Origin of the sequence: Lentzea sp. NPDC006480 (assembly GCF_040611995.1) — a bacterium.
Lineage (GTDB): Bacteria > Actinomycetota > Actinomycetes > Mycobacteriales > Pseudonocardiaceae > Lentzea.
This window is the reverse complement of sequence record NZ_JBEXPJ010000039.1, coordinates 19885-46069: the sequence shown is the minus strand read 5'-3', so window position 1 is coordinate 46069 and position 26185 is coordinate 19885. Positions and strand designations below refer to the sequence as shown.

General features: G+C 69.1%; 31 protein-coding genes. 3 read left to right on the top strand and 28 right to left on the bottom strand.

Annotated elements, in window-relative coordinates; translation table 11 throughout:
• Positions 1 to 5: 5 nt before the first annotated feature.
• The 9 genes from ABZX92_RS17985 to ABZX92_RS17945 are packed head-to-tail and all read right to left on the bottom strand — an operon-like array spanning position 6 to position 7917.
• Positions 6 to 407, bottom strand: a complete 402-nt coding sequence (locus ABZX92_RS17985) for a hypothetical protein (RefSeq protein WP_355560127.1) — start codon at positions 405 to 407, stop codon at positions 6 to 8.
• Positions 407 to 856 carry a hypothetical protein gene (locus ABZX92_RS17980; RefSeq protein WP_355560125.1) on the bottom strand — a complete coding sequence of 150 codons (450 nt, stop codon included), beginning with the start codon at positions 854 to 856 and terminating at the stop codon, positions 407 to 409. Before ABZX92_RS17980 ends, ABZX92_RS17985 begins: the two co-directional genes overlap by 1 nt.
• A complete protein-coding gene (locus tag ABZX92_RS17975; RefSeq protein WP_355560123.1) occupies positions 856 to 1827 on the bottom strand; it encodes a hypothetical protein in 972 nt (323 codons plus the stop codon). The genes ABZX92_RS17980 and ABZX92_RS17975 overlap by 1 nt, the downstream gene beginning before the upstream one ends.
• On the bottom strand, positions 1824 to 2243 hold the full coding sequence (locus ABZX92_RS17970) for a hypothetical protein (protein ID WP_355560120.1): 420 nt from the start codon (positions 2241 to 2243) through the stop codon (positions 1824 to 1826). Before ABZX92_RS17970 ends, ABZX92_RS17975 begins: the two co-directional genes overlap by 4 nt.
• Entirely contained in the window at positions 2219 to 5707 is a 3489-nt protein-coding gene (locus tag ABZX92_RS17965) for a hypothetical protein (RefSeq protein ID WP_355560118.1), read from the bottom strand. The genes ABZX92_RS17970 and ABZX92_RS17965 overlap by 25 nt, the downstream gene beginning before the upstream one ends.
• Positions 5704 to 6009, bottom strand: coding sequence for a hypothetical protein (locus ABZX92_RS17960; protein WP_355560116.1), 306 nt, complete (start codon positions 6007 to 6009; stop codon positions 5704 to 5706). Before ABZX92_RS17960 ends, ABZX92_RS17965 begins: the two co-directional genes overlap by 4 nt.
• Before the next feature lie 54 nt (positions 6010 to 6063).
• A complete protein-coding gene (locus ABZX92_RS17955) occupies positions 6064 to 7152 on the bottom strand; it encodes a PLP-dependent cysteine synthase family protein (RefSeq protein ID WP_355560113.1) in 1089 nt (362 codons plus the stop codon).
• A 26-nt stretch (positions 7153 to 7178) separates the two neighbouring features.
• A complete protein-coding gene (locus ABZX92_RS17950; protein ID WP_355560110.1) occupies positions 7179 to 7448 on the bottom strand; it encodes a DUF4229 domain-containing protein in 270 nt (89 codons plus the stop codon).
• A 4-nt stretch (positions 7449 to 7452) separates the two neighbouring features.
• Positions 7453 to 7917 (bottom strand): Lrp/AsnC family transcriptional regulator, encoded by a 465-nt coding sequence (locus ABZX92_RS17945; RefSeq protein WP_045309690.1) that lies wholly within the window; start codon positions 7915 to 7917, stop codon positions 7453 to 7455.
• Between the two features lie 197 nt (positions 7918 to 8114).
• Here ABZX92_RS17945 and ABZX92_RS17940 point away from each other — a divergent pair, with 197 nt between their 5' ends.
• Together ABZX92_RS17940 and ABZX92_RS17935 are read left to right on the top strand one after the other, a co-directional pair.
• Positions 8115 to 8321, top strand: coding sequence for a BldC family transcriptional regulator (locus tag ABZX92_RS17940; protein WP_030473853.1), 207 nt, complete (start codon positions 8115 to 8117; stop codon positions 8319 to 8321).
• A gap of 57 nt (positions 8322 to 8378) precedes the next feature.
• Complete coding sequence (locus ABZX92_RS17935; protein WP_086667950.1) at positions 8379 to 8546, top strand: hypothetical protein; 168 nt, start codon at positions 8379 to 8381, stop codon at positions 8544 to 8546.
• 56 nt (positions 8547 to 8602) lie between these two features.
• Here the strand turns inward: ABZX92_RS17935 and ABZX92_RS17930 are convergent, their stop codons facing one another.
• The 4 genes from ABZX92_RS17930 to ABZX92_RS17915 all read right to left on the bottom strand — a co-directional run bounded on the left by ABZX92_RS17930 (position 8603) and on the right by ABZX92_RS17915 (position 13292).
• Entirely contained in the window at positions 8603 to 9949 is a 1347-nt protein-coding gene (locus ABZX92_RS17930; protein WP_355560107.1) for an AAA family ATPase, read from the bottom strand.
• 102 nt (positions 9950 to 10051) lie between these two features.
• A complete protein-coding gene (gene ccsB, locus ABZX92_RS17925; RefSeq protein ID WP_355560105.1) occupies positions 10052 to 10987 on the bottom strand; it encodes a c-type cytochrome biogenesis protein CcsB in 936 nt (311 codons plus the stop codon).
• Positions 10987 to 12474, bottom strand: coding sequence for a cytochrome c biogenesis protein ResB (locus ABZX92_RS17920; RefSeq protein ID WP_355560187.1), 1488 nt, complete (start codon positions 12472 to 12474; stop codon positions 10987 to 10989). Before ABZX92_RS17920 ends, ccsB begins: the two co-directional genes overlap by 1 nt.
• 41 nt (positions 12475 to 12515) lie before the next feature.
• Positions 12516 to 13292: a cytochrome c biogenesis CcdA family protein gene (locus ABZX92_RS17915; RefSeq protein ID WP_355560102.1), complete on the bottom strand. Its 777-nt coding sequence runs from the start codon at positions 13290 to 13292 to the stop codon at positions 12516 to 12518.
• A 165-nt stretch (positions 13293 to 13457) separates the two neighbouring features.
• On the opposite strand from ABZX92_RS17915, the gene ABZX92_RS17910 reads away from it, so the two are divergent.
• Positions 13458 to 14414, top strand: a complete 957-nt coding sequence (locus ABZX92_RS17910; RefSeq protein ID WP_355560099.1) for a M64 family metallopeptidase — start codon at positions 13458 to 13460, stop codon at positions 14412 to 14414.
• Positions 14415 to 14456: 42 nt separating this feature from the next.
• On the opposite strand, the gene ABZX92_RS17905 is transcribed toward ABZX92_RS17910, so the two are convergent.
• The 15 genes from ABZX92_RS17905 to ABZX92_RS17835 all read right to left on the bottom strand — a co-directional run bounded on the left by ABZX92_RS17905 (position 14457) and on the right by ABZX92_RS17835 (position 26074).
• On the bottom strand, positions 14457 to 15014 hold the full coding sequence (locus tag ABZX92_RS17905; protein ID WP_355560097.1) for a TlpA disulfide reductase family protein: 558 nt from the start codon (positions 15012 to 15014) through the stop codon (positions 14457 to 14459).
• A complete protein-coding gene (locus ABZX92_RS17900) occupies positions 15011 to 15640 on the bottom strand; it encodes a histidine phosphatase family protein (RefSeq protein WP_355560094.1) in 630 nt (209 codons plus the stop codon). The genes ABZX92_RS17905 and ABZX92_RS17900 overlap by 4 nt, the downstream gene beginning before the upstream one ends.
• Positions 15637 to 16932: a glutamate-1-semialdehyde 2,1-aminomutase gene (gene hemL / locus ABZX92_RS17895; protein WP_355560091.1), complete on the bottom strand. Its 1296-nt coding sequence runs from the start codon at positions 16930 to 16932 to the stop codon at positions 15637 to 15639. Before hemL ends, ABZX92_RS17900 begins: the two co-directional genes overlap by 4 nt.
• 11 nt (positions 16933 to 16943) lie before the next feature.
• Positions 16944 to 17291 carry a hypothetical protein gene (locus ABZX92_RS17890; RefSeq protein WP_355560088.1) on the bottom strand — a complete coding sequence of 116 codons (348 nt, stop codon included), beginning with the start codon at positions 17289 to 17291 and terminating at the stop codon, positions 16944 to 16946.
• A 5-nt stretch (positions 17292 to 17296) separates the two neighbouring features.
• Positions 17297 to 17719 (bottom strand): DUF3093 family protein, encoded by a 423-nt coding sequence (locus ABZX92_RS17885; RefSeq protein WP_355560086.1) that lies wholly within the window; start codon positions 17717 to 17719, stop codon positions 17297 to 17299.
• On the bottom strand, positions 17719 to 18363 hold the full coding sequence (locus ABZX92_RS17880) for a hypothetical protein (protein ID WP_355560083.1): 645 nt from the start codon (positions 18361 to 18363) through the stop codon (positions 17719 to 17721). The genes ABZX92_RS17885 and ABZX92_RS17880 overlap by 1 nt, the downstream gene beginning before the upstream one ends.
• Positions 18360 to 18758 carry a hypothetical protein gene (locus ABZX92_RS17875; RefSeq protein WP_355560081.1) on the bottom strand — a complete coding sequence of 133 codons (399 nt, stop codon included), beginning with the start codon at positions 18756 to 18758 and terminating at the stop codon, positions 18360 to 18362. Before ABZX92_RS17875 ends, ABZX92_RS17880 begins: the two co-directional genes overlap by 4 nt.
• Positions 18755 to 19204, bottom strand: a complete 450-nt coding sequence (locus ABZX92_RS17870; protein ID WP_355560078.1) for a hypothetical protein — start codon at positions 19202 to 19204, stop codon at positions 18755 to 18757. The genes ABZX92_RS17875 and ABZX92_RS17870 overlap by 4 nt, the downstream gene beginning before the upstream one ends.
• Before the next feature lie 9 nt (positions 19205 to 19213).
• Positions 19214 to 19723, bottom strand: coding sequence for a hypothetical protein (locus ABZX92_RS17865; protein WP_355560077.1), 510 nt, complete (start codon positions 19721 to 19723; stop codon positions 19214 to 19216).
• Positions 19708 to 20682 carry a porphobilinogen synthase gene (gene hemB / locus ABZX92_RS17860; RefSeq protein WP_355560075.1) on the bottom strand — a complete coding sequence of 325 codons (975 nt, stop codon included), beginning with the start codon at positions 20680 to 20682 and terminating at the stop codon, positions 19708 to 19710. Before hemB ends, ABZX92_RS17865 begins: the two co-directional genes overlap by 16 nt.
• A gap of 73 nt (positions 20683 to 20755) precedes the next feature.
• Complete coding sequence (locus ABZX92_RS17855) at positions 20756 to 22288, bottom strand: bifunctional uroporphyrinogen-III C-methyltransferase/uroporphyrinogen-III synthase (protein ID WP_355560073.1); 1533 nt, start codon at positions 22286 to 22288, stop codon at positions 20756 to 20758.
• An 18-nt stretch (positions 22289 to 22306) separates the two neighbouring features.
• Positions 22307 to 23242, bottom strand: coding sequence for a hydroxymethylbilane synthase (hemC, locus tag ABZX92_RS17850; RefSeq protein ID WP_355560071.1), 936 nt, complete (start codon positions 23240 to 23242; stop codon positions 22307 to 22309).
• The gene (locus tag ABZX92_RS17845) at positions 23239 to 24555 is read right to left on the bottom strand and encodes a glutamyl-tRNA reductase (RefSeq protein ID WP_355560069.1); all 1317 of its coding nucleotides are present in this window, start codon (positions 24553 to 24555) and stop codon (positions 23239 to 23241) included. The genes hemC and ABZX92_RS17845 overlap by 4 nt, the downstream gene beginning before the upstream one ends.
• A gap of 37 nt (positions 24556 to 24592) precedes the next feature.
• Positions 24593 to 25273 (bottom strand): redox-sensing transcriptional repressor Rex, encoded by a 681-nt coding sequence (locus tag ABZX92_RS17840; RefSeq protein WP_355560184.1) that lies wholly within the window; start codon positions 25271 to 25273, stop codon positions 24593 to 24595.
• Positions 25274 to 25513: 240 nt separating this feature from the next.
• Positions 25514 to 26074: a fasciclin domain-containing protein gene (locus ABZX92_RS17835; protein ID WP_355560066.1), complete on the bottom strand. Its 561-nt coding sequence runs from the start codon at positions 26072 to 26074 to the stop codon at positions 25514 to 25516.
• Between the last annotated feature and the right edge of the window lie 111 nt (positions 26075 to 26185).

Here is a 26185-nt window from a genome sequence, read left to right as displayed (position 1 = left end):
CGCGCTCACCAGGCGTCCTCGGTGAACTGGGTCGGCTCGTCGTCTTCGGAACGCGCGGGCTTGCGCGGCGGTGGTGGCGGTGCCGTCTCGCCCTTGATCAGTGCGTCGAGCGTGGCCCGGTCGGCCTCGAGTGCTTCGCGCACAAGGGGATCGTGGCTCGCCTCGCCGGTGAGGACCTGACGCCAGCTGAGCCCGGCACCCCGGGCGATGCGGTCGGCCAGCTGCCGCATCGCCGGTGACGCGTCGCTCGACTTGGCGAACTGCATCACCCTGCGAACGTCCTCCGTGGACGGTTCTCTGGTCTTCAGGCTCTGCCGGGCAGACCGCATGGCGCGGTCCACGTCGGCGACCGCACCCGTCAGGAAGTCCTCCGCCGCGGCGATGTCCGGTGTCCGCCAGGCCGTCATCACCACTTGTCCTCCGCGAAGATGTCGGGGTCGTTCTCGTCGCCGTCGTCACCCCTGCCTCTGCGCGGCTTCTGCGCGTCCATGATCTCGTCGGCGGTCATGCCCTCCTGCAGCATCTGGAACGCCTGCTTCATCTTCTTGACGTTCTCCTGCTGCATGGCCTGCACGTCGGGGTCCTGGGCGGCCTTGCCGGAGACCACGTCCTCCCAGGAGAACTCTCCGGAGTCCACCTTGCGCTTCAACGCTTTCAGCTGCGGCGGCGCGTCCTTCTCCTGCGCCGCGCGCTCGACCTGCTGGGCGATCGCCTTGAAGTCGACCGGCGGAACCGGCGGCAGCGGCGTGTCCTTCAGCCTGGCCGCGAGGTCCTGCGCCTCCTTGAAGCGCGCGTCGACCTGGGCCTCGGCCGCGCGCAGCTCCGCGGACTTCCAGCTGTCGTTGGGGGTCGTCATCAGTTCTCGCTCCCGAAAAGACCACGCCGGACCTGCCGGACCTCGTCGCGGACGTCGCTCAGCTCGGCGCGTGCGGCGACCGCACGCCACTGCCGGTAGTCCACTTCGGTCAGTCCGAGCTGGTGCGCCACCTCGTAGTTCTCGCCGAGGTAGTGCAGGACGGCCTGGTCGGCCTGGATGCCGATGATCTCGAACTCCGCGTTCCTGAAGGTGCAGAGCTTGCGCAGGTAGGCGAGCTCCTGCACCGCGGCGTCCGGGACCTCCAGCACGCCCTCGGTGAAGTCCGGCGGTGCGGGCTGGCCGGCGAGCGGGTGCAGCGTCAGGAGGCCGGGCCGCGGCCCGAAGTCGACGTCGAAGCCCTGCCCGCGGAAGCTCGCGACCAGTCCACGCCGGACCGTCGGCCGCAGCGGAACCGGTGCCTGCCAATACCTTCCGGGACCGAAGGCGACGTCGCCGATCGGGTACCAGCCGATCTGGCGGTTGATGTACTTGCCGACCGCCCTGCCGTCACCGTTGGGGTCGAACCGCCAGAGCTCGGTGCCCGCCGGCAGCTCGCTGAGCTCCATGACGTACTCGGGGATCGGCTCCTCGCTGGGCGTGTAACCGGTGCCGGTGAACGGCACGGGGTAGACGCGGGTGGTGCCCATCTTCTGCGCGCCTTCGAGCGTGGGACCGCCGAAGCTGGTCTCGAAGATCTGCGTGGTGTGGGCGAGGAACCGCAGCACGTACTGGCTGCCCTTGGGCCAGCCCTCGACCTTGTCGACCCCGAACTTCTCCGCGAACTGGTCCGCGGTGCCCTGCGGGAAGTCCTGACCGCGCGTCACGAACCCCGCGGTGCGGTGCGGCTCGAACCGGCCGGGCACCACGACGTTGCCGAGATGGAGCTGCGCGATCGCGGGGTGCACGATCTTCTGCAGGATCGTCTCCGGCCCGATACCGGCCGCCTTCTGCACGGCCTGTGGGGTGCTCATCCGGGGTTCTTCTCCTTCCACCGCGCCAGGTGGTCGATGCGGTCGACCTGCACGTCCTCGAGCTCGTCCGGGCTGAAAGTCTTGCGGAAGCCGTTGTACTGGTCGCCCTCGAGCCCGTTGTCCTCCGCCCAGACCTGCGACGGCCCGACGTAGTCCGCGCCCATCGTGCCGTCCCGGTTCGGGTACAGGACGAACGGCTGGCCACGCCACTTCCCGGTGAACTCGTCGCGGTACCAGGCGTCGATCTCGGCGATCGGCACCCGCTTGACGCTCAGGTCCTCGTAGTGCGTGAACCCCTCGTCCGTCGCGTACTTCTCGCCGGGGATCTTGACGATCTCGATCGTGCCCCGCGACTCGACGCCGGCGAAGTAGGTTTCGCCCTGGTACTCGACTACTTCACGGGTGTGCTGGACCACGACGCCTCGCTCTCCCCGAGCTGGTACCAGCCGCGGCCTCGCTCGTACACGGCGTGCAGACGTTCCTGGCCGTCCTTGACCTCCCAGATCTCCGCGCGGTCCGGCAGAGCAGCGGGCTTCGCGACCCACTCCGGCACACCGCCACCGGTCGACCCGGTACCGGTGAACGGGTCCCGCCCACGCTTCACCTCGGTGGCACCGCCCGCGTCCGCCATCGTCTGGGCAGCCTTGTCCCAGCGCTCCTTCTCGCCCGGCTCCTGGTAGTACCGGTGCTCCTGGCCAGGCCTGCCTTCCGCCTCCTCGCCGAAGTCGCGATCGGTCTTCTCCGGGCCACCGTAGGGAACGGTCGCGGTCTTCGCCTGGTCGTCCGTCATGTGGTAGCGCAGCTGCATCGCGGACTCGGCCTTGTCCTTGATCGGCGTCCAGCCCTCGCCCTTGTCGTCGAGCGCCAGCCCCTCGCGCAACCCCATCGGCTTGTTGATGTCGTGCACGTCCTCGGCCCTGGCGATGCTGCCGGCGACCGTGTTCTGCCGCTGTGCGTCCGTGGACGTCGGGTCGTCGTGGTGCTTCAGGTACCCGTCGACCGCGTTCGGGTGCAGCACCTTGGTGACGAGGTCGCCGGACTCGACCTTGATCTGGTTGCGGACGCTGGCGACCTCGTGCGCCTCGGCCGGGGTCAGGTCCGCGGACAGCTTCTTGCTGAGGTCGATGTAGCGCTCGCGGTCCGCCGGGTCCGGGTAGATCTGCTCCAGCTGGTGCTTGTACCCGTCACCGGATGCCGCCATGGCCGCGTGGTCGAAGGCGGGCGTGAGGTCGTGCCCCTTCGGCGACCGCGGCGTGTCGTCGCCCGACCCGCCGTCGCCGCTCCCGGTCCCGTCCTGGCCGTCGTGGCTGCCGTGGCCGTTGGACGCGTCGGTGTCGTGCTTGGGGTCGGCGTCGTGCCTGGAGTCGGCGTCGTGGTCGGCGGGGGTGGTGTCCGGGTGGTGGTCGTCATGGGTCTTGGCACCGTCGGCGTCGCTGGCGGCGGTGTCGTGGCCCTTGTCGTCGTGCGGCTTGCCGTCAGCGTCGTGAGGCTTGTCCTGGCCGTCGTGCGGCTTGCCGTCGGCGTCGTGCGGCTTGCCATCCGTGTCGTGCGGCTTGCCGTCCGCGTCATGGGGCTTGGGCTGGCCGTCGTGCGGCTTGCCATCCGTGTCGTGCGGCTTGGTGCCGGCGTCATGCGGGGTCGTGTCGTGGGGCTTGGTGTCCGTCGAGCCGCTGGGCGTCGTGTCGTGCGGACGCGGACCCGACTGGTCGTGCGGCGTCCCGTCGTGGGGATGGGTGCCACCGTCGTGAGGGGTCGTGTCGTGCGGACGCGGACCCGGCGACGAGTCGTGCGGCGTGGTGCCGGACGGGGTCGTGTCGTGGGGGCGCGGCGTGGACGGGTCGTGCGGCGTCGTGCCACCTGAGCCGTTGGGCGTGGGGTGGTCCGTGCCCGTGGTCGGGCTCTGGTGTCCCGGAGGCGAAGGCAAGCCGCCACCGCTGCTCGGGCTCTCGTGCCCAGGAGGCGACGGAAGACCGCCACCGGAGCTGGGAGACGCGTGCCCGGGAGGCGAAGGCAGGCCGCCGCTCGGACTCTGGTGCCCAGGAGGCGACGGGAGGCCGCCGCCGGAGTTCGGGGTGGTGTGGCCGGGAGGTGTGGGGAGGCCGCCACCGGAGTTCGGGGTGGTGTGGCCGGGAGGTGTGGGGAGGCCGCCGCCGGAGTTCGGGGTGGGGTGGCCGTTGCCGGTGCCTGAGGGGGCCGGGGCCGTTGCCGTGCCGCTGTTGGCGGTCGGGTGGGTGGGCAGGCTGCCGGAACCGCCCGGTGTCGGGTGGGTGCCGCCTGTGCCTGGCTGGTGGTTGCCCGAGTTCGGGGCCGTGGGCAGGCCGCCGGAGTTCGGGGTCGGGTGCGTGCCCGCCGAACCTGGCGTCGGGTGCGAACCCGCGGACCCCGAGCCCGTGCCCGTGCCGCCTGGGCGCGAGCCGGGAGCGGTCGGGGTGCCGGAGTTCCCTTGGCCCGGCGCCGTCGGCAGGCCCGAGCCGTGGCTGGGAGGCGTCGGAAGGCCGGCAGCCGGCTTGGGCTGGCCCGAAGGCGCGCCCGAGGGAGTGGTCGGCCAGGCCGAGCCTGCGGAGGAGCCTGGACGGGAACCAGAGCTGCGGGAGGAGTCGCCACCACCGGCGCCGCCCATCGGGGGTGCGCCCATGGGCATGGCGCCGCCCATCGGGGTCTGGTGATGCGACGGCGGGGCGGCTGCGGGGGCAGCGCCGGCCGCGTGGGTCGTGTCGACGCGCGGAGGAGCGGCAGGACCGCCGTGACTGCCCGCAGGCGAGCCGGCCGAACCAGCGTGACCGCCGGTCGGAACGCCACCAGAGCCGCCACCCGTGGGCACTCCGCCAGAGCCCCCGCCCGTGGGCACTCCGCCAGAACCGCCGGAACCGGCCCCGGAACCCGAGCCCAACGTGGGCGGCGCGGACACCGACGGGCCCGCGGTGGCGGCGTGCGTGGCGGGCGCGTCCGGACCGCCGTGCACGGTCGGCGTCGCCGCGACCGGGGCACCACCGGGAGCAACGGATGTCACGGCTGCCGGCTTCGTGCCGTCGGAGCCTGGCGGCGCGGAGACCTCACGCACCTTCGAGCCGATGTCGTGGCCCCGGTCCGCGATCTCCGAAGCGGAGTCCTTGATCGACGTCATGTCGTCGCGGATGTCGTTGATCGAGTTGCGGACGTCGCGGCCCGCCTCCGCCACCTCCTGGGTGGCGTTCATGGCCTCGGCCAGCGAGTCGGCGTCCTTCAGCTTGCCGATCGCCGAGAAGACCCGGCCCACGGCGTCGAACAACGACTTCACGTCGGCGATGAGCTTCTGGACCGTGTCGATGATGTCCATGACACGGCGGTAGATCTGGTAGGCGTTCCAGACCATCTCGGCGGCCTTGATCCAACCGGCCACCGGGATCCAGACGGTGGCGGCCGCCTCCAAGAGCTTGTTGACCAGGTAGTCCAACAGCCGTGCGGCCTGCTTGCCCAGCGCCTCGGCACCGGAAGCGACCGTGTCGAAGCCCTTCGCGATCAGCTGCGCGACGCCCATCTCCGCGAACAGCGCGGCCTTCCAGCCCAGCGCGATGTACTTCTCGTGGGCACGAGCAGCGTCGCCGTCCCAGTGCGAACGAACCTTGCCGACCGCGTCGGTCAGGTTGTACGAGACGTCGTTCATCGCGTTGCCGACCATGCGCCACGCGTCGCCGTCGGCCCGGATCTTCGTCCAGTCACCGGTGATCGGCGTGATGATCGTGGCGACCAGCGACTCGCCGGTGACGGCCTCGAAGACCCAGTTGACCGCCTGCACGCCCCAGCCCTGGTCGGCGAGGACGTCGTTCAGGGAGGCCTTGTCGATCTCGGGCTGCTTCAGGGACGCGGCGACCGGCCGCGGGTCCTGGTAGGTGGCGGTCACGTGAGGATCCTGTTGAAGATCGCGAGCTGGGCCCGCTCGACGGCGTCGTAGACCTCAGCGGTCGAGTCCACCGCGGACGCCGTGCCCTCCAGCTTGGACTTGCCGAAGTCGAGCGTCTCGTCGAACAGCGCGCGCACGACGTCGACGCCCGGTTGCAGCAACGTCAGCAGGCCGGTGAAGCCCGCCTTGTCGCACGCCGTGGCGTGGACGTACTTGCGGATCGTCTCGAACTCCTGCGCTTCGGTGCGCAGATACTCGGCGTACGCGCGCAGCTCGGCTGCGTCTGTGAACAGCGACGACACGGGGTCCCCCTGCGGACTCAAGTGCTCAGGTCACGCTGTGACGCAGGACTCCCGTCACCAGTTCCCCGTGCGGTGGAAGTTGTTCAGGCGTTCAAGACACGGGTCGAGATCCATGTCCTGTGCGGATACCCATGAGTCGTCGTAGTAGGTGTTCGCGTAACGCTCGCCACCGTCGCACAACAAAGTCACCACGCTCCCGCGCGTGCGAGACTGCCGCATCTCGGCCACGATCTGGAACGCACCCCAGAGATTTGTTCCGGTCGACCCGCCCACGCGCCGCCCGAGCAGGTCCTCCACGTACCGGGCGGTCGCCACGGACGCCGCGTCCGGCACCTTGATCATGCGGTCGATCACCTGGCCGATGAACGACGGCTCCACCCGCGGGCGTCCGATGCCCTCGATCCGTGAGCCGCGCGTGCCCACCAGTTCCGGCGCGCTGTCCCGCCACGCGTCGAAGAACACCGAGAACTCGGGGTCGACGACGGCCAGCCGCGTGCCGAGCTTCTGGTAGTGGATGTACCGGCCGATCGTGGCCGACGTGCCGCCCGTGCCCGCCCCGACGACGATCCAGTCCGGCTCCGGCGAGGGCTCGAGCCGCATCTGCTCGAAGATCGACTCGGCGATGTTGTTGTTGCCGCGCCAGTCCGTCGCGCGCTCGGCGTGCGTGAACTGGTCCATGAAGTGCCCGCCGAGCTCGGACGCCAGCCGCCGCGACTCGTCGTAGATCGCCGACGGCTCGTCGACGAAGTGGCACCTGCCGCCCTGCCGCTCGATCAGCACGACCTTCTCGGCCGAGGTCGAACGGGGCATCACCGCGATGAACGGCAGTCCCAGCAACCGCGCGAAGTACGCCTCGGAGACCGCCGTCGACCCGGACGACGCCTCGATCACGGGCGTGCCACCGGTGATCCAGCCGTTGCAGATCGCGTAGAGGAACAACGACCGCGCCAGCCGGTGCTTCAACGAACCGGTGGGGTGCGTCGACTCGTCCTTCAGGTAGAGGTCGATGCCCCAGTCGAGCGGCAGCGGGTAGCGCAGCAGGTGGGTGTCCGCGCTGCGGTTCGCGTCGGCCTCGATGATCGAGACGGCTTCGCGCACCCAATGCCTGGTCCTGCTGCAAACACGGTCAACGGAGGTACTCACAGCGGCACGATAACCGCGCGAACGTCCTAAGCCTGGGTGAGAGGACCTTCGTCACCACGCAGCTCGGCGCGCAGCTTGTCGCGCTCGGCCTGCCGCACCGCCTGGCGCTCGTTCAGCCCGACCGCCACCCGCTGCCGCAGCCCCTTGAACAGGAACAGCGACGCCGGCAGCGCCACGACCACGCCGACGGCCAGCGCGGGGAGCAAAGGAACCTTGAACAGCAGGAGCGCGCCCGTCACCACCGCGACGACGCCGAGGCGAGCGAGGACGTAGAGCGTCACATCTCGAGCGAGCACCCGTTCAGGTTACGTCGGCCTCTTCGTCGCCGGTGTTCGGCCGCCCCTCGAACCGCGTGGACAGCACGACGGTCGTGCGCGTACGGGCCACGCCGGGGATGCGCCGCAGCCGGCCGAGAGCCCGTTCCAGGTCGTCCACCGTGGCCACCCGGACCTTCACGATGAACGACTCGTCGCCCGCCACCCGGTAGCAGGACTCGACCTCGATGAGCTCGCCCAGCGCGACCGCGACCTCGTTGTCGTCCGCGATGTCGGTGGGGTGGATGCCGATCAGCGCGGTCACGCCCAGACCGACCGCGCTGGGGTCGACGACCGCGTGATACCCGACGATCACGCCGCTGGACTCGAGCTTGCCGACCCGCTCGTGCACGGCGGAGGCGGACAGGCCGACCTGCCTGCCGAGCTCGGCGTAGGTGGCCCGGCCGTTGGCCCGCAGTGCGGCGATGATCTGTCGATCAAGAGCATCCACCCGCGACACCCTATGCCCTGGCCGCACGCGGGGGCCCCGCGTGTCCCTGAGGGTAACGCGGGGCTCCCGCGTTACCTCAAGCATGTCCGGTTTGGCGTGGTCGTCCCTTACTACCTCTTTACCAAAAAACAAGCGTTCGAGTACCTGATGGGTCAGATGCCACGATCAGACCGGAACGTCTGATCTGAGGAGGACGAGTGACTGCAGCCACCGAGCGGCTCTTGACGCCTGGGGAAGTCGCCAATCTGTTCCGGGTCGACCCGAAGACCGTGACCCGATGGGCCACCGCTGGTCGCATCGGCTCGATTCGCACGCCTGGAGGACATCGCAGGTTCCGTGAGACCGAGGTGAAGGCTCTGCTTTCGGAGCTCACCACCGAGGCGACTGAACCCGTCCGCCACTGAAACCGTAGTAATCCCTGTGCCGCGGGTAATCTCGTGGCAAAGGGAGGTGGCGACCAGATGATCTACCTGCTGGCGGTGATCGGTGCGCTCACCGTGGCTGTGCTGGTGTGGCGAGCCTTCGCCCCACAGCATTCGGAGTACACCCCGGGCCGCAAGGTGATCGCGCCTGACGACGACCCGGAGTTCCTGCGCAAGCTCGACGAGCAGCGCAAACGCGACGAGTGACCGGAAAAGGGGCCCTGAGCTCAGGGCCCCTTTCGCCGTGTCGCGCAACCGCCTGATCAGGTGTTCGGGAAGTCGTCCGCCACGACGGCGCCGAGCTCCAGCAACGCCAGGCGGGTCTCCGGCGCGAGCCGGTCCAGCGCGATCTCCGCGCCTTCTTCGAGGTGCTCGTCGAACGGCAGCCGGACAACCGCGCGGCATCGCTGCTGGAAGTGCGCGGCGAGCTTGTCGAGGTCGACCTTGCCCGACTTCGGGCGCACCGAGTTGATCACGCAGACGGACTTCGCGACCAGGTCGCGGTACCCGTGCGCCTCCAGCCAGTCGAGCGTGGCCGCGGACGTCTGCGCGCCGTCGACCGAGCCGGACGACACCAGCACCAGCTGGTCCGCCTCGTCCAGCACGCCCCTCATCGCGGAGTGCATCAAGCCGGTGCCGCAGTCGGTGAGCACGATGTTGTAGAAGTGCTCCAGCAACGCCACGGTGCGGCGGTAGTCGTCCTCGCTGAACGCCTCCGACACGGCCGGGTCCTGCTCGGACGCCAGCACCTCGAGACGGGCCGGTGACTGCGAGGTGTAAGCGCGGATGTCGCTGTACTTCGTGATCCGCGAGGCGTCGCGCAGCAGGTGCCGCACGGTCGCCGTGGTCTCCCGCGGGATCTTCAACGCCAGCGTGCCGCGGTCCGGGTTCGCGTCGACCGCGATCACCCTGTCCCCGCGCAGCGACGAGAACGTCGAGCCCAGCGTCGTGGTCGTCGTGGTCTTGCCGACGCCGCCCTTGAGCGACAGCATCGCGATCTTGTAGCACCCGCGCAGCGGCTGGTTGATCCGCGCGATCAGCTCGCGGCGGCGGATGTCGGCAGCGCTCTCACCGAGGTTGACCGCACCACCGGTGATCGAGTGCAGGGACTTGCGCCAGCCGGACGCCGGCGGCCGCTTCTCCTGCTTGATCAGCTGCTGCGACGACACTTCCTGCGCCTGCGAGCGGTACTGCTGGTTCGGGAAGTTGTTCGGGTACTGCGCGCCGGCGAACTGCCCGTACTGGGCCGTGTTCGGGGGCATGTTGTGAGGTCCGGACGGACCGCCGCCGACCGGATGAGCACCCGACTGGCCGCCGCCCACCTGGTACGGCCCGGAGCCGTCCACGGAGTACGCGCCGGACTGCGTGCCCGGCACCGGGTACGGGCCGCTGGCGTTGCCGGGCACCTGGTAGGAGCCGGACGCGTGGCCGGGCACCTGGTACAGGTCGGGCTGGTACTGGTCCACCTGGGGACCACCCACGTGGTGCGGGCCTGATTGACCGCCGCTGACGTGCTGCGGACCGGACTGCTGCGGGTCGAGGTAGGCCGTCTGCGGGTCGACGTACTGCGGGCCGGAGCCCTGTTCCTCACCCGGTGGTTGCCAATTCACCGCTGTGGCCCTCCCTGAGCAAGAGGGACCAGGACTTCCCCGACCCCCAGGTTGCGACGGTACGCAACCAGCACCGGTTCCATCGACCTGGGGGCTAACTCGTTAGAGACCCGCGTAAGAATGCAACCCGCTGGTGACCAAGTTGATGAAGAACAGGTTGAACACGTTCAGCGCGAAGCCCGCGATGTTGATCCAGGCGGCTCCGCGACCACGCCAGCCCGCCGTCGCGCGCGCGTGCAGATACGCCGCGTAGACCACCCAGCAGACGAACGCGACCGTCTCCTTCGGGTCCCAGCCCCAGAACCGGCCCCACGCGGCCTCGGCCCAGATCGCGCCGCAGATGATGCCCGCGGTGAACAGCGGGAACGCCAGCACCGTCGTCCGGTACGACATCCGGTCCAGCACGTCGGCCGATGGCAGCTTCGGGAAGCGCTCGCCGTCGGTGTCCTTGAGCAGGTAGAGGATCGACGTCACACCCGGCACGAGCAGCACGCCGGACGAGATCGAGATCACCGAGACGTGGATGACCAGCCAGTACGACCGCAATGCGGGCTGGACCGGCGCCGACTCGGCGTAGAGGACGGTGCCGCCGAGGAACAGCAGGACCAGGATCGGCGTCAGCACGAACGCGCCGAGGCGGCGGATCGGGAACTTCGCCATCAGCACGATCCACGTCACGACCGCGGCGAGGCACAGCAGCGACATGTACTCGTACATGTTGCCCCAGGGCGCGCGCCCGGCGGACAGACCGCGCATCACCAGCGAACCCAGGTGCAGCAGCGCGCCGAGCACGGTCAGCGCGGCGCCCATGCGGCCGATGCGTTCAGTGCGGGACAGCTCGCTCTTCGGCTGCTTCGGCTCGTCGGTGATGATGCCCGGGATCGGCGCACCGGCTCCGACCAGCGCCTCCGCCTTCTTGCGCGGCGCACGCGCGAACGCCTGCTCGACCGCGTACAGCATGATCGCGAAGAGGTAGACGCCCAGCGCGCTGCGGTACAGCCAGTCGCTGTAGGTCGCGAGGGTCTCGTTGACCGGCATCAGGACTTCTCCCCACTAGCGTCACTGCTCAGGACCGCGCGGGCCAGCCGCGTGAACTCCTCGCCGTATCCTGCCTGGTCAGTGCGGGCCAGCCCGCCGACCTCGACCAACGTACGCCCGTCTTCCTGAGGGGTCGCACGCACCCACACCCGGCGGCGCTTGACGGTCAGCGAGACCCCCAGGCCGAGGATGATCAGGATGGCGAACACCAGCACGTACCCCTGCGTCGGGTCGTGCGAGACCTGCAACGACACCCAGTCGTTCACGGAGTCGAACCGGACCTTGGTGCCGTCGTCGAGCGTGAGCTCCTCGCCGAGCGCGAGGTTCTTGCGCGCGACCTTCTGCAACCGGCCCTGGTCGACCATCTTCGTGTCGATCGAGAAGATCGACTGGCCGCGGCCGTCGTCCACGCCGAGGTCGCCGCGGTACACGTCGACCGCGACCATCGGGTTGTTCAGCGCGGGGAACTTCGAGTTCAGGATGCTGCCGTGCAGCAACGGCGTCGGCGCCAGCAGTCCGGTCACCGCGATCTGCCCCTTGCGGCGCTGCTCGGAGTCCGTGACGCCGGGCGGGTCGAACTTGGTCGCGCCTTCGGACGACAGCGTCAGCTGGTCCGTCGGCAGCCACTGGATGCCCTGGGTGCGCTTCTCCCCGTTCGGGAACGTCACCGTGAACGTCGGCGTGTACCCGTGGCCCAGCAGGTAAAGCCGGTCGCCGTCCGTCCGCAGTGGATGGTTGACCTGCAGCGTGTACGGCTCCCACTTGTTCGCCGCGAGGTCCTCGCCCGACTGGTACCTGATGTCCGCCTTGAAGCCGACGGGCTGCCCGTTGTCGAGGTAGTCGGCGGAGAACTTGCCGATCTCCACGCAGAACGGCGTGAGATCCGTGCCGTCCACCCGCAGCCCCGGCCGGAACTGGTCGTAGTTGAAGATGCCGCCGTTGCAGAACTGGCCGCCGTCGGCCTGGACGATGACCTGGCCCTCGTAGCTGAACATCTTGCCCAGCGCGAACGACACCAGCAGCCCGAGCAACGCGAAGTGGAAGAGCAGGTTCCCGGTCTCGCGCAGGTACCCGCGCTCGGCGCTGACCGTGCCGTCGCCGGTGTCCATCCGCCACCCGCGCATGGCCTTCCGCGCCCTGCCGACCGCCTCTTCCGGCGTCACGTCGAGCACGGCCTGAGCGTGGTGCGGCATCCGCGACAGGTTCCGCGGCGTCAGCACCGGCCGCGCGCGCATCTGCTTGAAGTACTCCCACAAGCGCGGCAGCAGACACCCGACGAGCGACGTGAACAGCAACAGGTAGATGGCCGCGAACCACGGCGTCGCGTACACCTCGAAGAACCCGAGCTTCTGCAGGAGCTCGCCCCACCAGCCGTGCTCGGCGACGTACTTGTCGACCTTGGCCGCGTTCAACGACAGCTGCGGCAGCAACGCCCCCGGCATGGCGGCGAGCGCCAGCAGGAACAGCAGAGTCAGCGCGGTCCTCATCGAGGTGAGGCCGCGCCACGTGTTGCGCAGGAAGGCGATCACTAGAGCGGCAACTCCACGACGTCGACGAACGAGTAGCGCAGCCACCCGACGAACTCACCCCAGAGCCCGGTGACCAATGCGATCCCGACTCCGATCAGCAACACGCCACCGAAGATCTGCACCTGCCTGGCATGCGCACGCAGCCACTTCGTCACCCCGAGCGCCCACCGCGCCCCGAGCGCCAGCACCACGAACGGCAACCCGAGCCCCAAGCAGTACGCGAGCACCAGCACGGCCCCGCGCACCGTCGACGACCCGGCCTCGGTGCTCCGCGCCACCGCCAGCACCCCGGCCAGCGTCGGCCCGAGACACGGCGTCCACCCCAACGCGAACACGGCCCCGAGCAACGGCGCCCCGACGAGCCCCACCTTCGGCTTGGTGTGGAACCGCACGTCCTTCTGCAGCGCCGGCACCAGCCCGATGAACACGAGCCCCATCAGAATCGTGACCACGCCACCGATCCGCTGGAACAGATCAGCGTTGAGCACCAACGCGTCCGTGACCCCGAGGATCGTCATCGAGGCCAGCACGAACACGACCGTGAACCCGAGCACGAACAGCAGCGAGGCGCCAGCCACGCGCATCCGCCCGGCCTTCGCCGGTTCGTTCGCGTCAACCCGAGGCGCCTCGGCTCCAACGAGCCCGGCGAGGTACGCCAGGTATCCGGGCACGAGCGGCACCACGCAAGGCGACGCGAACGAGATGAACCCGGCGAGCAGAGCAACCCCGGTGGCCAGCAGCAACGGCCCGGAGATCGCCAGATCGGTGGGGTTCACACACCTCAGAGTAGGTAGTTGCCCAGATCACCCGCCCACCGGCATCACCTTTTGCATCCACCACACCTGCTCCGAAGTACCGACGATTGCCGCCTTGTGGGTGACATCACGGTTGCTTAGCGTCAGCACATGCATCGTTCCCGGCTGCTCCTCCCTGCGCTGACCGTGACCGCGCTGGCCCTGTTCGCCCAGTCGCCGGTCGGCGGCGCAGCCCCGGCAATGGAATGGCGCGAGGTCTTCAACGAGGACGGCTCCATCACCCAGGCCCTGTCCCCGAAAGCCCCTGCCGAGAAATCCTCGGGCTTCAAGGCCCTCGCCGCAGCCGAGGTCATCCAGGTCCACACCGCCACCGCGACCAACGGCGACCCGAACAACTCCTTCGACCTGGTCTTCGTGGGCGACGGCTACACAGCGGCCGACCTCGACACCTACGCCGCCAACGTGAAGAGCAAGTGGGACGAACTCTCCTCCGTAGAACCTTTCGCGGAGTACAAGGAGTACTTCAACGTCTGGCAGGTAAACGTCATCTCGAACGAGTCCGGCGTCGACCACGACCCGACCAAAGGCCTCCTCAAGGACACCGCCCTGGACATGGGCTTCTGGTGCCAGGGCCGCGACCCGAACACCGAACGCCTCCTCTGCGTGAACGAAACCAAGGCCAAGGAATACGCCGCCTTGGCCCCTCAAGCCGACCAGGTGATCGCCCTCGGCAACACCTCGAAATACGGCGGCGCAGGCGGCTCAGTGGCCACCGCGGCGGGTTCCAACGCCCAAGCAGGCCAAATCGCCATCCACGAACTGGGCCATTCGATCGGCGGCCTGGCCGACGAGTACGACTACCCCTACGCCGCCTACACCGGCTCCGAGCCACGCGAAATCAACGTGACCAAGGACCCGACCGGCGCCAAGTGGGGCGAATACCTCGGCCAGCCCTCCCCGGACGGCGGCGTGATCGCCCCGGTCGAGGGTGCGCGCTACTACAAAACGGGCCTCTACCGCCCGACCGCGAACTCAATCATGCGAACCCTGGGCAAGCAGTTCAACTCGATCGGCCGAGACGCCATGATCAAGGCCTTCAAAGCCAAAATCCCGTCTTTGACCGCGGCCCCACCGGCCAACTAGAACCACGCGCAAGGCCCGGCTCACCAGCGAGCCGGGCCTTGTTCATTCCTCAGCCAGCTCATCCAGAACAGGCTGGACATCAGAAGCCAACACCGGCACCAAGAACACAGCCGCGACCTTGTGATCCTTGTCCACCACGAACGTGGACGGCACAGTATTAGCCGGCAGCCCCTTGAACACATTGATGAACGACCGCGACGACCCGTCATAAATGGACGGATACGTCAACGACCGATCCCGCATGAAGTCCCGCGGATGCGACTTCGCAGTCTCCTTGACGTCGACCCCGACAACCTGGGTCCCAGCATCAAAAATCTTCTGCATCTCAGGCGCCTCAGTCCGGCAAGGACCACACCAAGCGCCCCAAATGTTGATCACAACGGGCTTACCCGTGTAATCAGAGAGCTTGACGGTCTTCCCGTCCTCCATGAGGGACTCGCCCTCAAGCCCCTTCAACGGCTTCCGATCAGCCCCGGAGTACCGAATCTTCACCTGCCCACCAGGCGCAACCAGGTAGAAGTCTCCTGCCCCAACCTGAGCGGCGTCCTTGCCAACCGTGCACCCAGAAACCAGCAGCAGCAGAACCAGAAGCCGTTTCATGCCCCAGTCACCCGAGGATTGGTGGCCCCGACCGGCTCGGAGTAAGCAATCCGCACCAGCTGCTCACCCTCGAAGATCAGGGAAGTCAACGAGGCCAGCGAACACTCCCGCTTCCGAGGGTCGTGCCACATCCGCTTCCCCTCCAAAAACCGCCGCACCGTCCAAATCGGCAACTGGTGCGACACGCAGACGGCCTCGTGCCCCTCAGCCTCGGACCGAGCCTTCTGCACCGCTCCGAGCATCCGATGAGCGATCTCGATGTACGGCTCGCCCCAGGAGGGCTTGAACGGGTTGATCAACTTGGGCCAGTGCTGAGGCGACCGCAGGGCCCCGTCCCCGACCGCGACCTTCAACCCCTCGAACTGGTTGTCAGCCTCGATCAACCGCTCATCAGTGGCCAACTCCAGCCGGTGCGAGTCGGCGATGGGCGCGGCAGTCTGCTGTGCACGCTCCAAAGGCGACGCAACGACGTGCACGATGTCGTTCTCCGCCAACGACTCCGCCACGGTCAGCGCCTGCTTCACGCCGCGCTCGGACAACCGGAACCCGGGAATCCGTCCGTAAAGGATCCCGGTCGGGTTGTGAACCTCACCGTGACGGAGCAGGTGGACAACAGTGCGGGTCACTGGCGGGCCTCCTTGGCAGCGCGAGCCGCGAAAGGCAACGCGTCAGCGATCACAGCGAACTCCTCTTCGCCCATGGCGGCGTTCACGAACCAGGCCTCGAAGGCCGACGGCGGCGCGTAGACGCCTCGTTCCAGCAATGCGTGGAAGAACGGCGGGAAGCGCCACGTCTCACAGGCCTGCGCGCCCGCGTAGTCCTTCACCTCTGCAGAACCGAAGAACACGCTCACCAGGTTCCCGGCGAACTGCACCCGGTGCTCGACCCCGGCCTCGGTCAACGCCGCGGTGAACAGCGCGCCCAACCGGGTCGCGTTGCGGTTGAGCGCCGCGTAGACCTCGTCGTCAGCCGCACGCAGCGTCGCGAGCCCAGCCGCCACCGCGACGGGGTTACCGGACAACGTGCCCGCCTGGTAGACGGGGCCGGACGGCGCGAGGCGGGCCATCACGTCCGCGCGACCACCGAAAGCGGCCGCCGGCAGACCACCCGACATGACCTTGCCGAACGTGTAGAGGTCACCGCGCACGCGCTCCAGGCCGAACCAGCCCGCACGCGAGACGCGGAACCCGGTCATGACCTCGTCCATGATCAGCAACGCGCCGTCGGCGTCGCAGATCTCGCGCAGCCCGGCGTTGAAGTCCGGACCGGGCGCGACGGCACCCATGTTGCCCGCCGCCGCCTCGGTGATCACGCACGCGATCTCGCCGGGGTTCTCCGCGAAGGCGGCCCGCACGGCGTCGATGTCGTTGTACGGCAGCACGATCGTGTCCTCGGCCTGCGCGCCCGTGACACCTGGCGACGAAGGCAGGCCCAGCGTCGCGACACCCGAGCCGGCCTGAGCCAGCAGGGCGTCGACGTGACCGTGGTAGCAGCCGGCGAACTTGATGACCTTGCGCCGCTCGGTGAAGCCACGCGCGAGGCGGATCGCGCTCATCGTGGCCTCGGTGCCCGAGTTGACCAGGCGGACCTGCCGGACCGGTTCGACCCGGTCGATGATCTCGGCCGCGAGCTCGATCTCACCCTCGGTGGGCGTGCCGAACGACAGCCCGGACTCAGCGGCCTTCTGCACGGCGGAAACCACGGCGGGGTGCGCGTGGCCGAGGATCATCGGCCCCCACGAGGACACGAGGTCGACGTACCGATTGCCGTCCGCGTCCCACAGGTGGGGCCCCTCGCCGCGCACCATGAAGCGCGGGGTGCCGCCGACGGAGTGGAACGCCCGCACCGGGGAGTTGACCCCGCCGGGGATCAACTCGGAGGCGCGCTCGAACAGGGCCTGGGATCGACTCGCAGTCACGTACCCCAGTCTCACATGCCGGAGTCGGCGGCTTTCTGCGGCCGGGTGCGCACGGCCAGCACGACCTGCCGCACCGCGTCGAGCGCCAGGATCACGGCCAGCGTGACCGATCCGACGGCGGTGCCGAGCCAGTTGCCGTGGTAGCGCGTGGAGGTCAGGTCGTGGCCGTCGATCGGGTACGAGAGCTTGACCACGCCCCGGTTCCAGCACCACACGGCGAGCCACGCCAGCAGGACGATCGCGACGACCTCGCCCGCGGCGATCAGCCACCGCTTGGGCTGGTGCAGGCTCGGCCCGGCGGGCGGCGCCGCTTCCGGCTCCTCCACGACGGTCTCCTGCTCAGTCACGGCCTCTGTCACGTTGCTCACCCTCTCACGACCTGGCGCAGGGCTGCGAGCAAGGCTTCCGGATCGCGTGCCCATGCCAGCACCACGGTGCCGTCGAGCAGGCGCAACGGCACCGCCGTCGTCCCCTTCGGCACCGACCAGCCGCCGCCGAGCACCCGTGCACCGGTCGGCGCACCGACGTCCCGGCAGGCCTCGATCATCGCGACCGGCAGCTTCTCCCTGCCGAACTGGGCCTCGGAGTCCGTCAGCTCGATGCTGCCGGTCTTGATCCTGCCGTACACCCACAGCACCGCGCCGAGCGTCAGCCCGAGCCCCACGATCGTCCACAGGCCCGCCGAGGCCGGTCCGGTGCTCAGCTCGACCAGATACCCGGCGACGGCGAACGCCGGTCCCCACAGGAGCGGCCACCAGCTGCTGCCGGACTCGCGGTAGAGCGGCACTACCGCACGTACCTGTTCGACGGCGGCAGGAACTGCAGCACCACGGCCGCGACGGTCAGCCCCAGCACGACGATGCTGATCGCGGTACCCGGCTGCCACACCTGCGCCGCCAGCGCGAAGAACATGATCGCGAGCGTCGACAGGAACCCGATCACGCCGAGGACCGTGAGCAGGACGCGCGCCCAGTTCTGCCCGTTGCGCAGCACGATCGCGAACGCCACGTACGGCGCGGCGGCCACGAGCATCAGGAACCCGAAGATCAACGCCAGCGCCCGCACCCCGAACTCGCCGGCCGCGCGGTCCGTCTCCGGATCCTGGGTCAGGAAGAACTCGGTGTTCGTGAGGAACAGCACCGGGAACACCGCGACGGAGAGAACCGCGCCCGCGATCCAGATCCACATCGCCGCCGTGATCGTCGCCGGACGCTGCGGCGGGAGCTCCTGTGGCGCCAGAGGTGCGAGCGGCGGCATGGGAAACCCCATGTTGTTGACCGGGTGCACCTGGTACGCGCCGTGCGGTGGCGCGAACTCGGGCGCGGGCGGCATCGGCAGCCCCAGCTCGCCGACCGACTGCACCTCGTAGGCGCCGGGTGGCTTCGGTTTGTCCGGGTTCGCCCACGGACTGGGGTCCTGCGGATCGGTCACGGCTCACGCACCTCCGCGAACCACTGTGCCGTACGCGCCTGCCACGTGAAGACGACTGCGACCACGATGAGCAGCAGAGTGACCAGGCTCGCAGGGCTGATCCCGACCACCAGCAACCACAGCATGTGCACGATCGCGATGAGCGACAACGCGATCCGGGCCCAGTTCCGGCGCTTGAGGAACACCCTGGTCAGCCAGACGTAGAGGCCCGCGAAGATCACCGCCACGACGGTCAGCGCGACCAGGAACGTCGTCACCTCGCCCGGCGGCTTCTTGCTCAGCCGTTCGATCTCACCGCGCTGGAACCACAGCCCGGCAGCGGTGAACAGCACGAACACCGCGGTCGCGAGCCACACGCCGACCGCGATCCGGACCTGCCTCGGAGCATCGTTCACGACGTCTGCTCGCGCTCGGCCAGGTAGTCGCTCGACTGCCGGAAGTAGAACAGCACCAGACCCGCGATCCCGACCAGCACCGGTGCGATGGCGTAGGCGAACGGGTTCGCGACCATCTGGAAGAACAGGTCGATCAGCAACGCGATCATCAGGCCGGTCCTGCTCTTCTTCAGGCCACCTTTGACCTTGCCCGCGAACCACACGCAGAGCGCGGCGAGAACGACCGTCACGACCAGCGTGACGACCAGAATGCCGTTGAGCGCCGAGGCGATCGACTCCGGGCTGAGCTTCGGGTCCGTGTTGCGCTGGACGAAGGCGTCGATCAACTCCTGCTTGGCGAGCAACGCGTACAACGCGGCAGCCACACTCAACGCAACACCTGTCACAACGAGCCAGTAGCCCGCGGTGATCGTGCCGGGAGTGCCCGATTCCTTCGGAGACGTCACGGTCGGAACCTAGGGCCGCAGGAAGTCGCTGTCCACCGTGACGCGCCTCCTGAAGTGCGCCGACACGCGGTACATCAGCACGATCGCGGTGGTGTCCATCACCGTCGTGACGAACGTGACGCCGAGATCGACCGGCCGCATCTCCACTCCGACGGACGCCGCCACCCCGCTGCCGAACGCGACCAGGCGGAACAGTCCGAACGCGACGGACGCCGCACCCAGCACCGTCAGCACTACACGCGCCCAGTTCCGGCCGCGCGCCATGGTGTTCGCCAGCCGCGTGTACGCGACGAGCATCGCGACGGCGATCAGCAACCCGAACATGATCCCGCCGTTCACGCCGGCGTCGATCTGGTCCTGCCCGAGTGCCGGGTTCTGCCGGCGCGCCTCGGCGATGAGCGTCTCGCGGTCGAAGAGCTGCGCGACGAACCTGACCATCCCGATGCCCGCGCTGGCGATCCACAGCCAGCGCGAGACGTTGATCAACCTCGGGACAGCGGTGTCTACCTGTCCAGCCACCGCGCCGCTTCCACGGCCCAGTACGTCAGGACGATGTCCGCACCCGCACGGCGAATCGACGTGAGCGACTCCAGAATCGAGCGCTCGCGGTCGATCCAGCCGTTCTGCGCGGCGGCCTCGATCATCGCGTACTCACCCGAGATCTGGTACGCCGCAACGGGAACGTCCGAGATCTCGGCAACCGACCGCAGCACGTCCAGGTACAGCAGCGCCGGCTTGACCATGACCATGTCCGCGCCCTCGGCGAGGTCCAGCTGCACCTCGCGCAACGCCTCCCGGCCGTTCGCGGGGTCCTGCTGGTAGGTCTTGCGGTCGCCCGACAGCTGCGACTCGACGGCGTCGCGGAACGGGCCGTAGAACGCCGAGGCGTACTTGGCCGAGTAGGCGAGGATCCCGGTGTCCTGCAGGCCCGCCTGGTCCAGAGCGCCCCGGATGAAGGCGATCTGGCCGTCCATCATGCCGCTGGGACCGACGACGTGAGCACCGGCACGGGCCTGGGCCACGGCCATCTCGCCGTAGACCTCAAGGGTCGCGTCGTTGTCGACCGTGCCGTCGGCGGCGAGCACGCCGCAGTGGCCGTGGTCGGTGAACTCGTCGAGGCAGCAGTCGGACATCAGCACGGTGCTGTCGCCCAGCTCCGCGCGGAGATCGCCCAGTGCCGCGTTGAGAATGCCGTCCGGGTCGGTCGCGCCCGAACCGACAGCATCGCGCTCGGCGGGAACGCCGAACAGCATGATGCCGCCGACACCGGCCTGCACCGCCTCGACCGCGGCCTTCCGCAACGAGTCACGGGTGTGCTGCCGGACGCCCGGCATGCTCGCGATCTCCGCGGGCTCGGCCAGGCCTTCCTTGACGAACATCGGCAGCACGAGCTGCCTCGGGCGCACCTCGGTCTCGCTGACCAGGCGGCGCATGGCGGGCGTCGTGCGCAGACGCCGGGGCCGGTGCAGTGGGTACATCTCTGACTCCCTGACGGAGAGAGTCGAAGGGGCCACTCAAAGGATCTTGAGCGGCCCCGACGGCTTCACTTGTCTAGCTGCGGCGCAGACGCTTGGTCTTGCGCGGAGGAGGCAGCGCTCCCTCGGCGCGCAACCGGGCGGCGTGGGCGGCCAGCGCGTCGACCAGCGCGGGCACGTTCGCCTCCTCGGGCTGCACGTCGACCCGGAGGCCGAACTCCCGCGCCGTCTCGGCGGTCTGCGGGCCGATGCACGCGACGAGCGTGCGGGCGTGCGGCTTGCCCGCGATGCCGACCAGGTTCCGCACGGTCGACGACGAGGTGAAGCACACCGCGTCGAAGCCACCGGACTTGATCATCTCGCGGGTGTCGGCGGGCGGCGGGGCCGCACGCACGGTGCGGTACGCCGTCACGTCGTCGATCTCCCAGCCACGCTCACGAAGGCCCGCGGCCAGCGTCTCGGTGGCGATGTCGGCCCGCGGCAGCAGCACGCGGTCGACCGGGTCCAGGATGTCGTCGTACGGCGGGAAGTCGTTGAGGAGGCCCTCCGACGACTGCTCACCGGACGGCACGAGCTCGGGGATGATGCCGAACGAGCGCACCTTCGCGGCCGTGGCCTCACCGACGCAGGCGATCTTCACGCCGGAGAACGCACGGGCGTCCAGGCCGAACTCGCGGAACTTCTCCCACACGGCGCGGACGGCGTTGGTCGAGGTGAAGACGACCCACTGGTAGCGGCCGTCGACCAGACCCTTTACCGAACGCTCCATCTGCGCAGGGCTGCGGGGCGGCTCGACGGAGATCGTCGGCACCTCGACGGCGATCGCGCCGTGGGAGTGCAGCCGCTCGCTCATCGCGCCGGCCTGCTCCTTGGTCCGCGGGACCAGCACGCGCCAGCCGTACAGCGCCCGCGACTCCCACCAGGAGAGCTTCGACCGTGCAGCGGCGGCGGCACCGACCGTGACGACCAGCGGGCCGCTCAGCTCACCGGCGTCGGCGGCCAGCGAGGCCAGCGTCGTGTCGATGGTGCGCTGCTGGAAGCCGGTGCCCTCGGCGGTCACGGCGACCGGCGTCTGGGACGCCAGGCCGTTCTCGACCAGGTTGGACGCGGCCTCGGCGAGGTGCGAGCCGGTCGCGTGCAGGACGAGCGTGCCGGGCGCGCCGGCGAGGCCTGCCCAGTCGCTCACCGCGCGCACGTCGACCTCGGTGTGCACACCGCCGAGCGCGACACCCGCGTAGGCGGGAACCGCGGTACCGGAAGGCACGCCGGGAACGACGTCGAACGGGATCGTCGACTTCGCGACCGCCTGCGCTTCCTTCACGACCGAGTCGAGAGTCAGCGGGTCGCCCGCGACCAGGCGAACGACTGTCGCGCCGTTGCGCGCCTCGTTCACCAGGTCCTTGGCCACGTCGGCGGACTCCCCGACAGCGGGGCGGACCTCGACTCCCTCGGCCACGGTCGCGAGGACGTCCGAGGGGACGTCTGGATCGGTGACCACGAGCTCCGCACGGGTGAGCAAGTCGTGGGCCCGGACCGTGAGCAGCCCGGTGTCGCCTGGGCCGGAGCCCACGAAGGCGATGCGTCCGGGGGTCTTGCGTGCGCGGGTCATCAGGGCACTCCCCATCGATTACGCCTCTGGACCGCTGAGAACCGCGGCCCCGAGGTCGAGCAACTCGGCGGCCAGCGCCCGGCCGAGTCCCTCAGCTTCGGTCAAGTCACCGGTGGCGGACGCGCGGAGGAGATCGTTCTCCGGCGTCGCTGCGACCCCGCGCAGGGAAAGTCGGTACACGACCTTGCCCTCGTCATCGAGGTCTTCCACCACATCGGCCAGCGCGCCGACCGGCGCGCTGCAGCCCGCTTCGAGCGCGGCCAGCATGGCGCGCTCGGCGGTCACAGCGGCCCGGCTGGCCGAATCGTCCAAAGTGGACTGGATCAGGTGCTCGGCATCGACGTCGTCGATCCGGCACTCGACTGCCAACGCACCCTGCGCGGGTGCGGGAAGCATCTGGATGGGCTCCAGGTTCTCGGTGATCTCGCTCGTGCGACCGAGGCGCGAGATGCCGGCGCGAGCCAGCACCACGGCGTCGAGCTCGCCGTTTTTGACCTTGCCGATGCGGGTGTCCACGTTGCCGCGCAACGGAACGATCGTCAGCCCGAGGCCGAGAGCCTCCAGCTGGGCCGCGCGGCGCGGAGAACCGGTGCCCACAGTGGACCCCGGCGGCAGCTCGCCGAGCGTGAGACCGTCGCGCGCCACCAGGGCGTCACGCGGGTCTTCGCGCTGGGGCACCGCCGCCAGCACCAGCCGGGGGTCCGGCGCCGTCGGGAGGTCCTTGTAGGAGTGGACGGCGATGTCGATCTCGCCGGACGCGAGCGCGTCACGCAGGGCCGACGTGAACACGCCGATGCCGATCTGCGCGATGGGCGCGTCGGACAGGTCGCCCGGCGTCTTGATGACGACGATCTCGACCTGAGCTCCGGCAGCCTTGAGCGCCTCGGCCACGGTCCCCGTCTGCGCGAGCGCCAGTGCGCTGCCTCGGGTACCGATCCGTAGGGTGCGGGTCACCGCGTTTCACCATCCACAGAAGACTTCTTGGTCTGACTGACCGTCCCAGGCGTCTGGGGGTCGAGCCCGAACAGTTCGCGGAGAGCCTCCGCGTAGCCCGTACCACCGGGCGAGGAGGCGAGCTCCTTCACCCTGACGGTCGGCGTGTGCAGGAGCTTGTCTACAACGCGGCGCACCGTCTTGGCCAATTCACCGCGTGTCGCGGCGTCCAGTTCGGGAAGTCGCGAATCAAGGCGGAGCAGCTCGGCGTCGACCACCTCGGCGGCCCGCTTGCGCAGTGCCGTGACGGTCGGGGTGACCTCGGCGGACCGCTGGCTCGCGAGGTAAGCCTTCACCTCGTCGGCGACCAGCCGGGCCGCCATGCGCGCGTCGTGGCCCGCCGGCGCGTCCGAGAGGCGGCGCTGCAGCGTTTCCAGGTCCACCACACGAACGTTCGGCAGCTCGGCCGCGGCCGGGTCGACGTCCTTGGGCAGGCCGAGGTCGCACACGACGAGCGGCCGCTGACGGGCGCTGATCATGTCCGCGCGGACCACCGTGTCGACCGACCCGGTGCACGCGAAGACGATGTCCGCGAGATCCAGTTCGCCGGCCAGCTGGGTCAGGTCGACGGCTGTCGCGGGGACGCCCTCCGACCTCAGTGACGTGGCCAAACGCACACCGTTGGCCTGCGTGCGGTTGGCGATGACGACCTCGCCGACGCCCGCCCTGCGCAGGTGCGCGGCGGCCAGGCCGCCCATCGCTCCGGCGCCGACGAGCAGCGCGCGCTTGCCCACGAGGGTGCCCAGCGCGGCTTCGGCGTCACCGAGGGCCTCGGACACGACCGACGCACCCGCGTGGTCGATACCGGTCTCGGTGTGCACGCGCTTGCCGACGCGCAGCGCGTTCTGAGTGAGTTCGTGGACGGTCTTGCCGACGGTGCCCGCCTCGTCCGCCGCCGCGTACGCACCGCGCAGCTGGCCGAGGATCTGGGACTCGCCGACGACCATCGAGTCGAGGCCCGCCGCGACGGAGAACAGGTGTTCCACGGCAGCGGCGGCGTAATGCACGTAAAAGTGCTCGTAGAGCGACTGCGGGTCGACCTGGGCGTGCTGCGCGAGCACGTCGACGACCTCGGACATGCCGCCGTGGAACGACTCGACGACGGCGTAGACCTCGACCCTGTTGCAGGTCGACAGGACCATCGCCTCGGAGACGCTGGGGGCGGCGAGCAGCTGGCCGAGCACCTTGGGCAGGTTCGGCTCGGCCACGGTGACGCGTTCCAGGACCGGGACTGGGGCGGTGCGGTGCGACAGACCGACTACGAGCACACTCATGTACTCACCACGTCTGCCGGAGCCGTCTGGCTCACGCTCACGGGCGAATCACCATCCCGTCCACACCGAGTCCGTTGTTGCCGACCGAGACGCTGGCAGCTTCATCCGCACGTCGAGCGACGTGGAACGACAGGATCTGCATCTCGACCGCCAAGTCAACCTTGCGCACCTCGACGTTGTCTGGAACCTGAAGGACAACTGGTGCAAAGTTCAGAATGCACTGGACGCCCGCAGATACCAAACGGTCGCAAACCGACTGAGCGGCGGGCGGCGGCGTCGCGATCACGCCGATCGAGACCTCGCGTTCCAGGCAGACCGCGGTGATGTCGTCGATGTGGCTGACGGGAATGCCCCCAACAGGGATTCCTACGAGATCCTCGTCCACGTCGAACAGAGCGGTGACCGGGAAACCGCGGCCGGGGAACCCGCCGTAGTTGGCCAGAGCGTGACCAAGGTTACCGATGCCGACGACCGCGACGGAGTGGTTGCGGGTGAGGCCGAGGATGCGCTCGATGTGGCTCACGAGGACCTCGACGTCGTAGCCGACGCCCCTCGTGCCGTAGCTCCCGATGTAGCTCAGGTCCTTGCGGAGCTTCGCCGCGTTGACACCCGCGGCCTGACTGAGCTCCTCGCTGGAGACCGCCGTGACGCCCTGGTCGGCCATGCCGGACAGCACGCGCAGGTACACGGCGAGCCTGGCCACCGCCGCCTCGGGAATCGCGCGGGCGCGCTCCCTGTCGGCAGGCTCCGCAGGGGTGGTGGTCGTCTCACCTTCGCCCCGCTGTGATGCCACGCTCTCCGACCTCCGGGTGTGCTTCACCGCAGGGACCCCGCGGCATTGGTGACAGTCACACCGTACCGCTTGTGAACGCATGCACAAAGTCGGCGCCGCACACCCCCAGGAACGACGACAGCGCTGGTCACACGGCGTGACCAGCGCTGGATCGGTTCTTGATCACTACGGGGTGAGCACCTTGCCGATCACGAACACGGTGGCGTTCTTGGTCGGGATGTTGCCGCACAGGACCGGCGCGCCGTTCACCGTGAGGTTGTCACCGGATCCCGCGATGGTCACGTCGCTGCCGTTGAGGGTCTTGACCGACTTGGCCGCCTGCAGGCCCTTCGCGTCGTAGCGCATCGGCACCACGTGGTACTGCAGGATCGGCGTCAGGGCGGCCGGGTTGCCCGCCAACTCCTGGAACTTGGCGTCGCCCAGCGCGGCGAAGGCGGGGTCGGCCGGAGCGAACACGGTGATCGACTCCTGCGAGTTCAGCGTGTCGACCAGGTTCGCCGCCTTGACCGCGGCGACCAGCTTGGTGAGCAGCGGGTTGTTGCTCGCCGCCGTGGCCACCGGGTCCTCGGCCATGCCCTGCAGCGAGCCCTTGCCGTCCTGCGGCACGCCCGCACATCCCGGTCCGAAGACGTCGCTGGTCTTGGTCATGCCGTTGCCCATCGCGGCACTGCTGGTGGTGGTCGGCGTGCTCGCCGGGGTGCTCGTGGTGGTACTCGCCTGGTCCATTCCGCTGCACGCGGCGAGGCCTGCGATTGCGAACGCAAATACACCTGCGAGGGTCTTTCGCACTTTCGATCACTCCCTGAATGTTCTTTCGACCTGTCCGCTGAACATTCG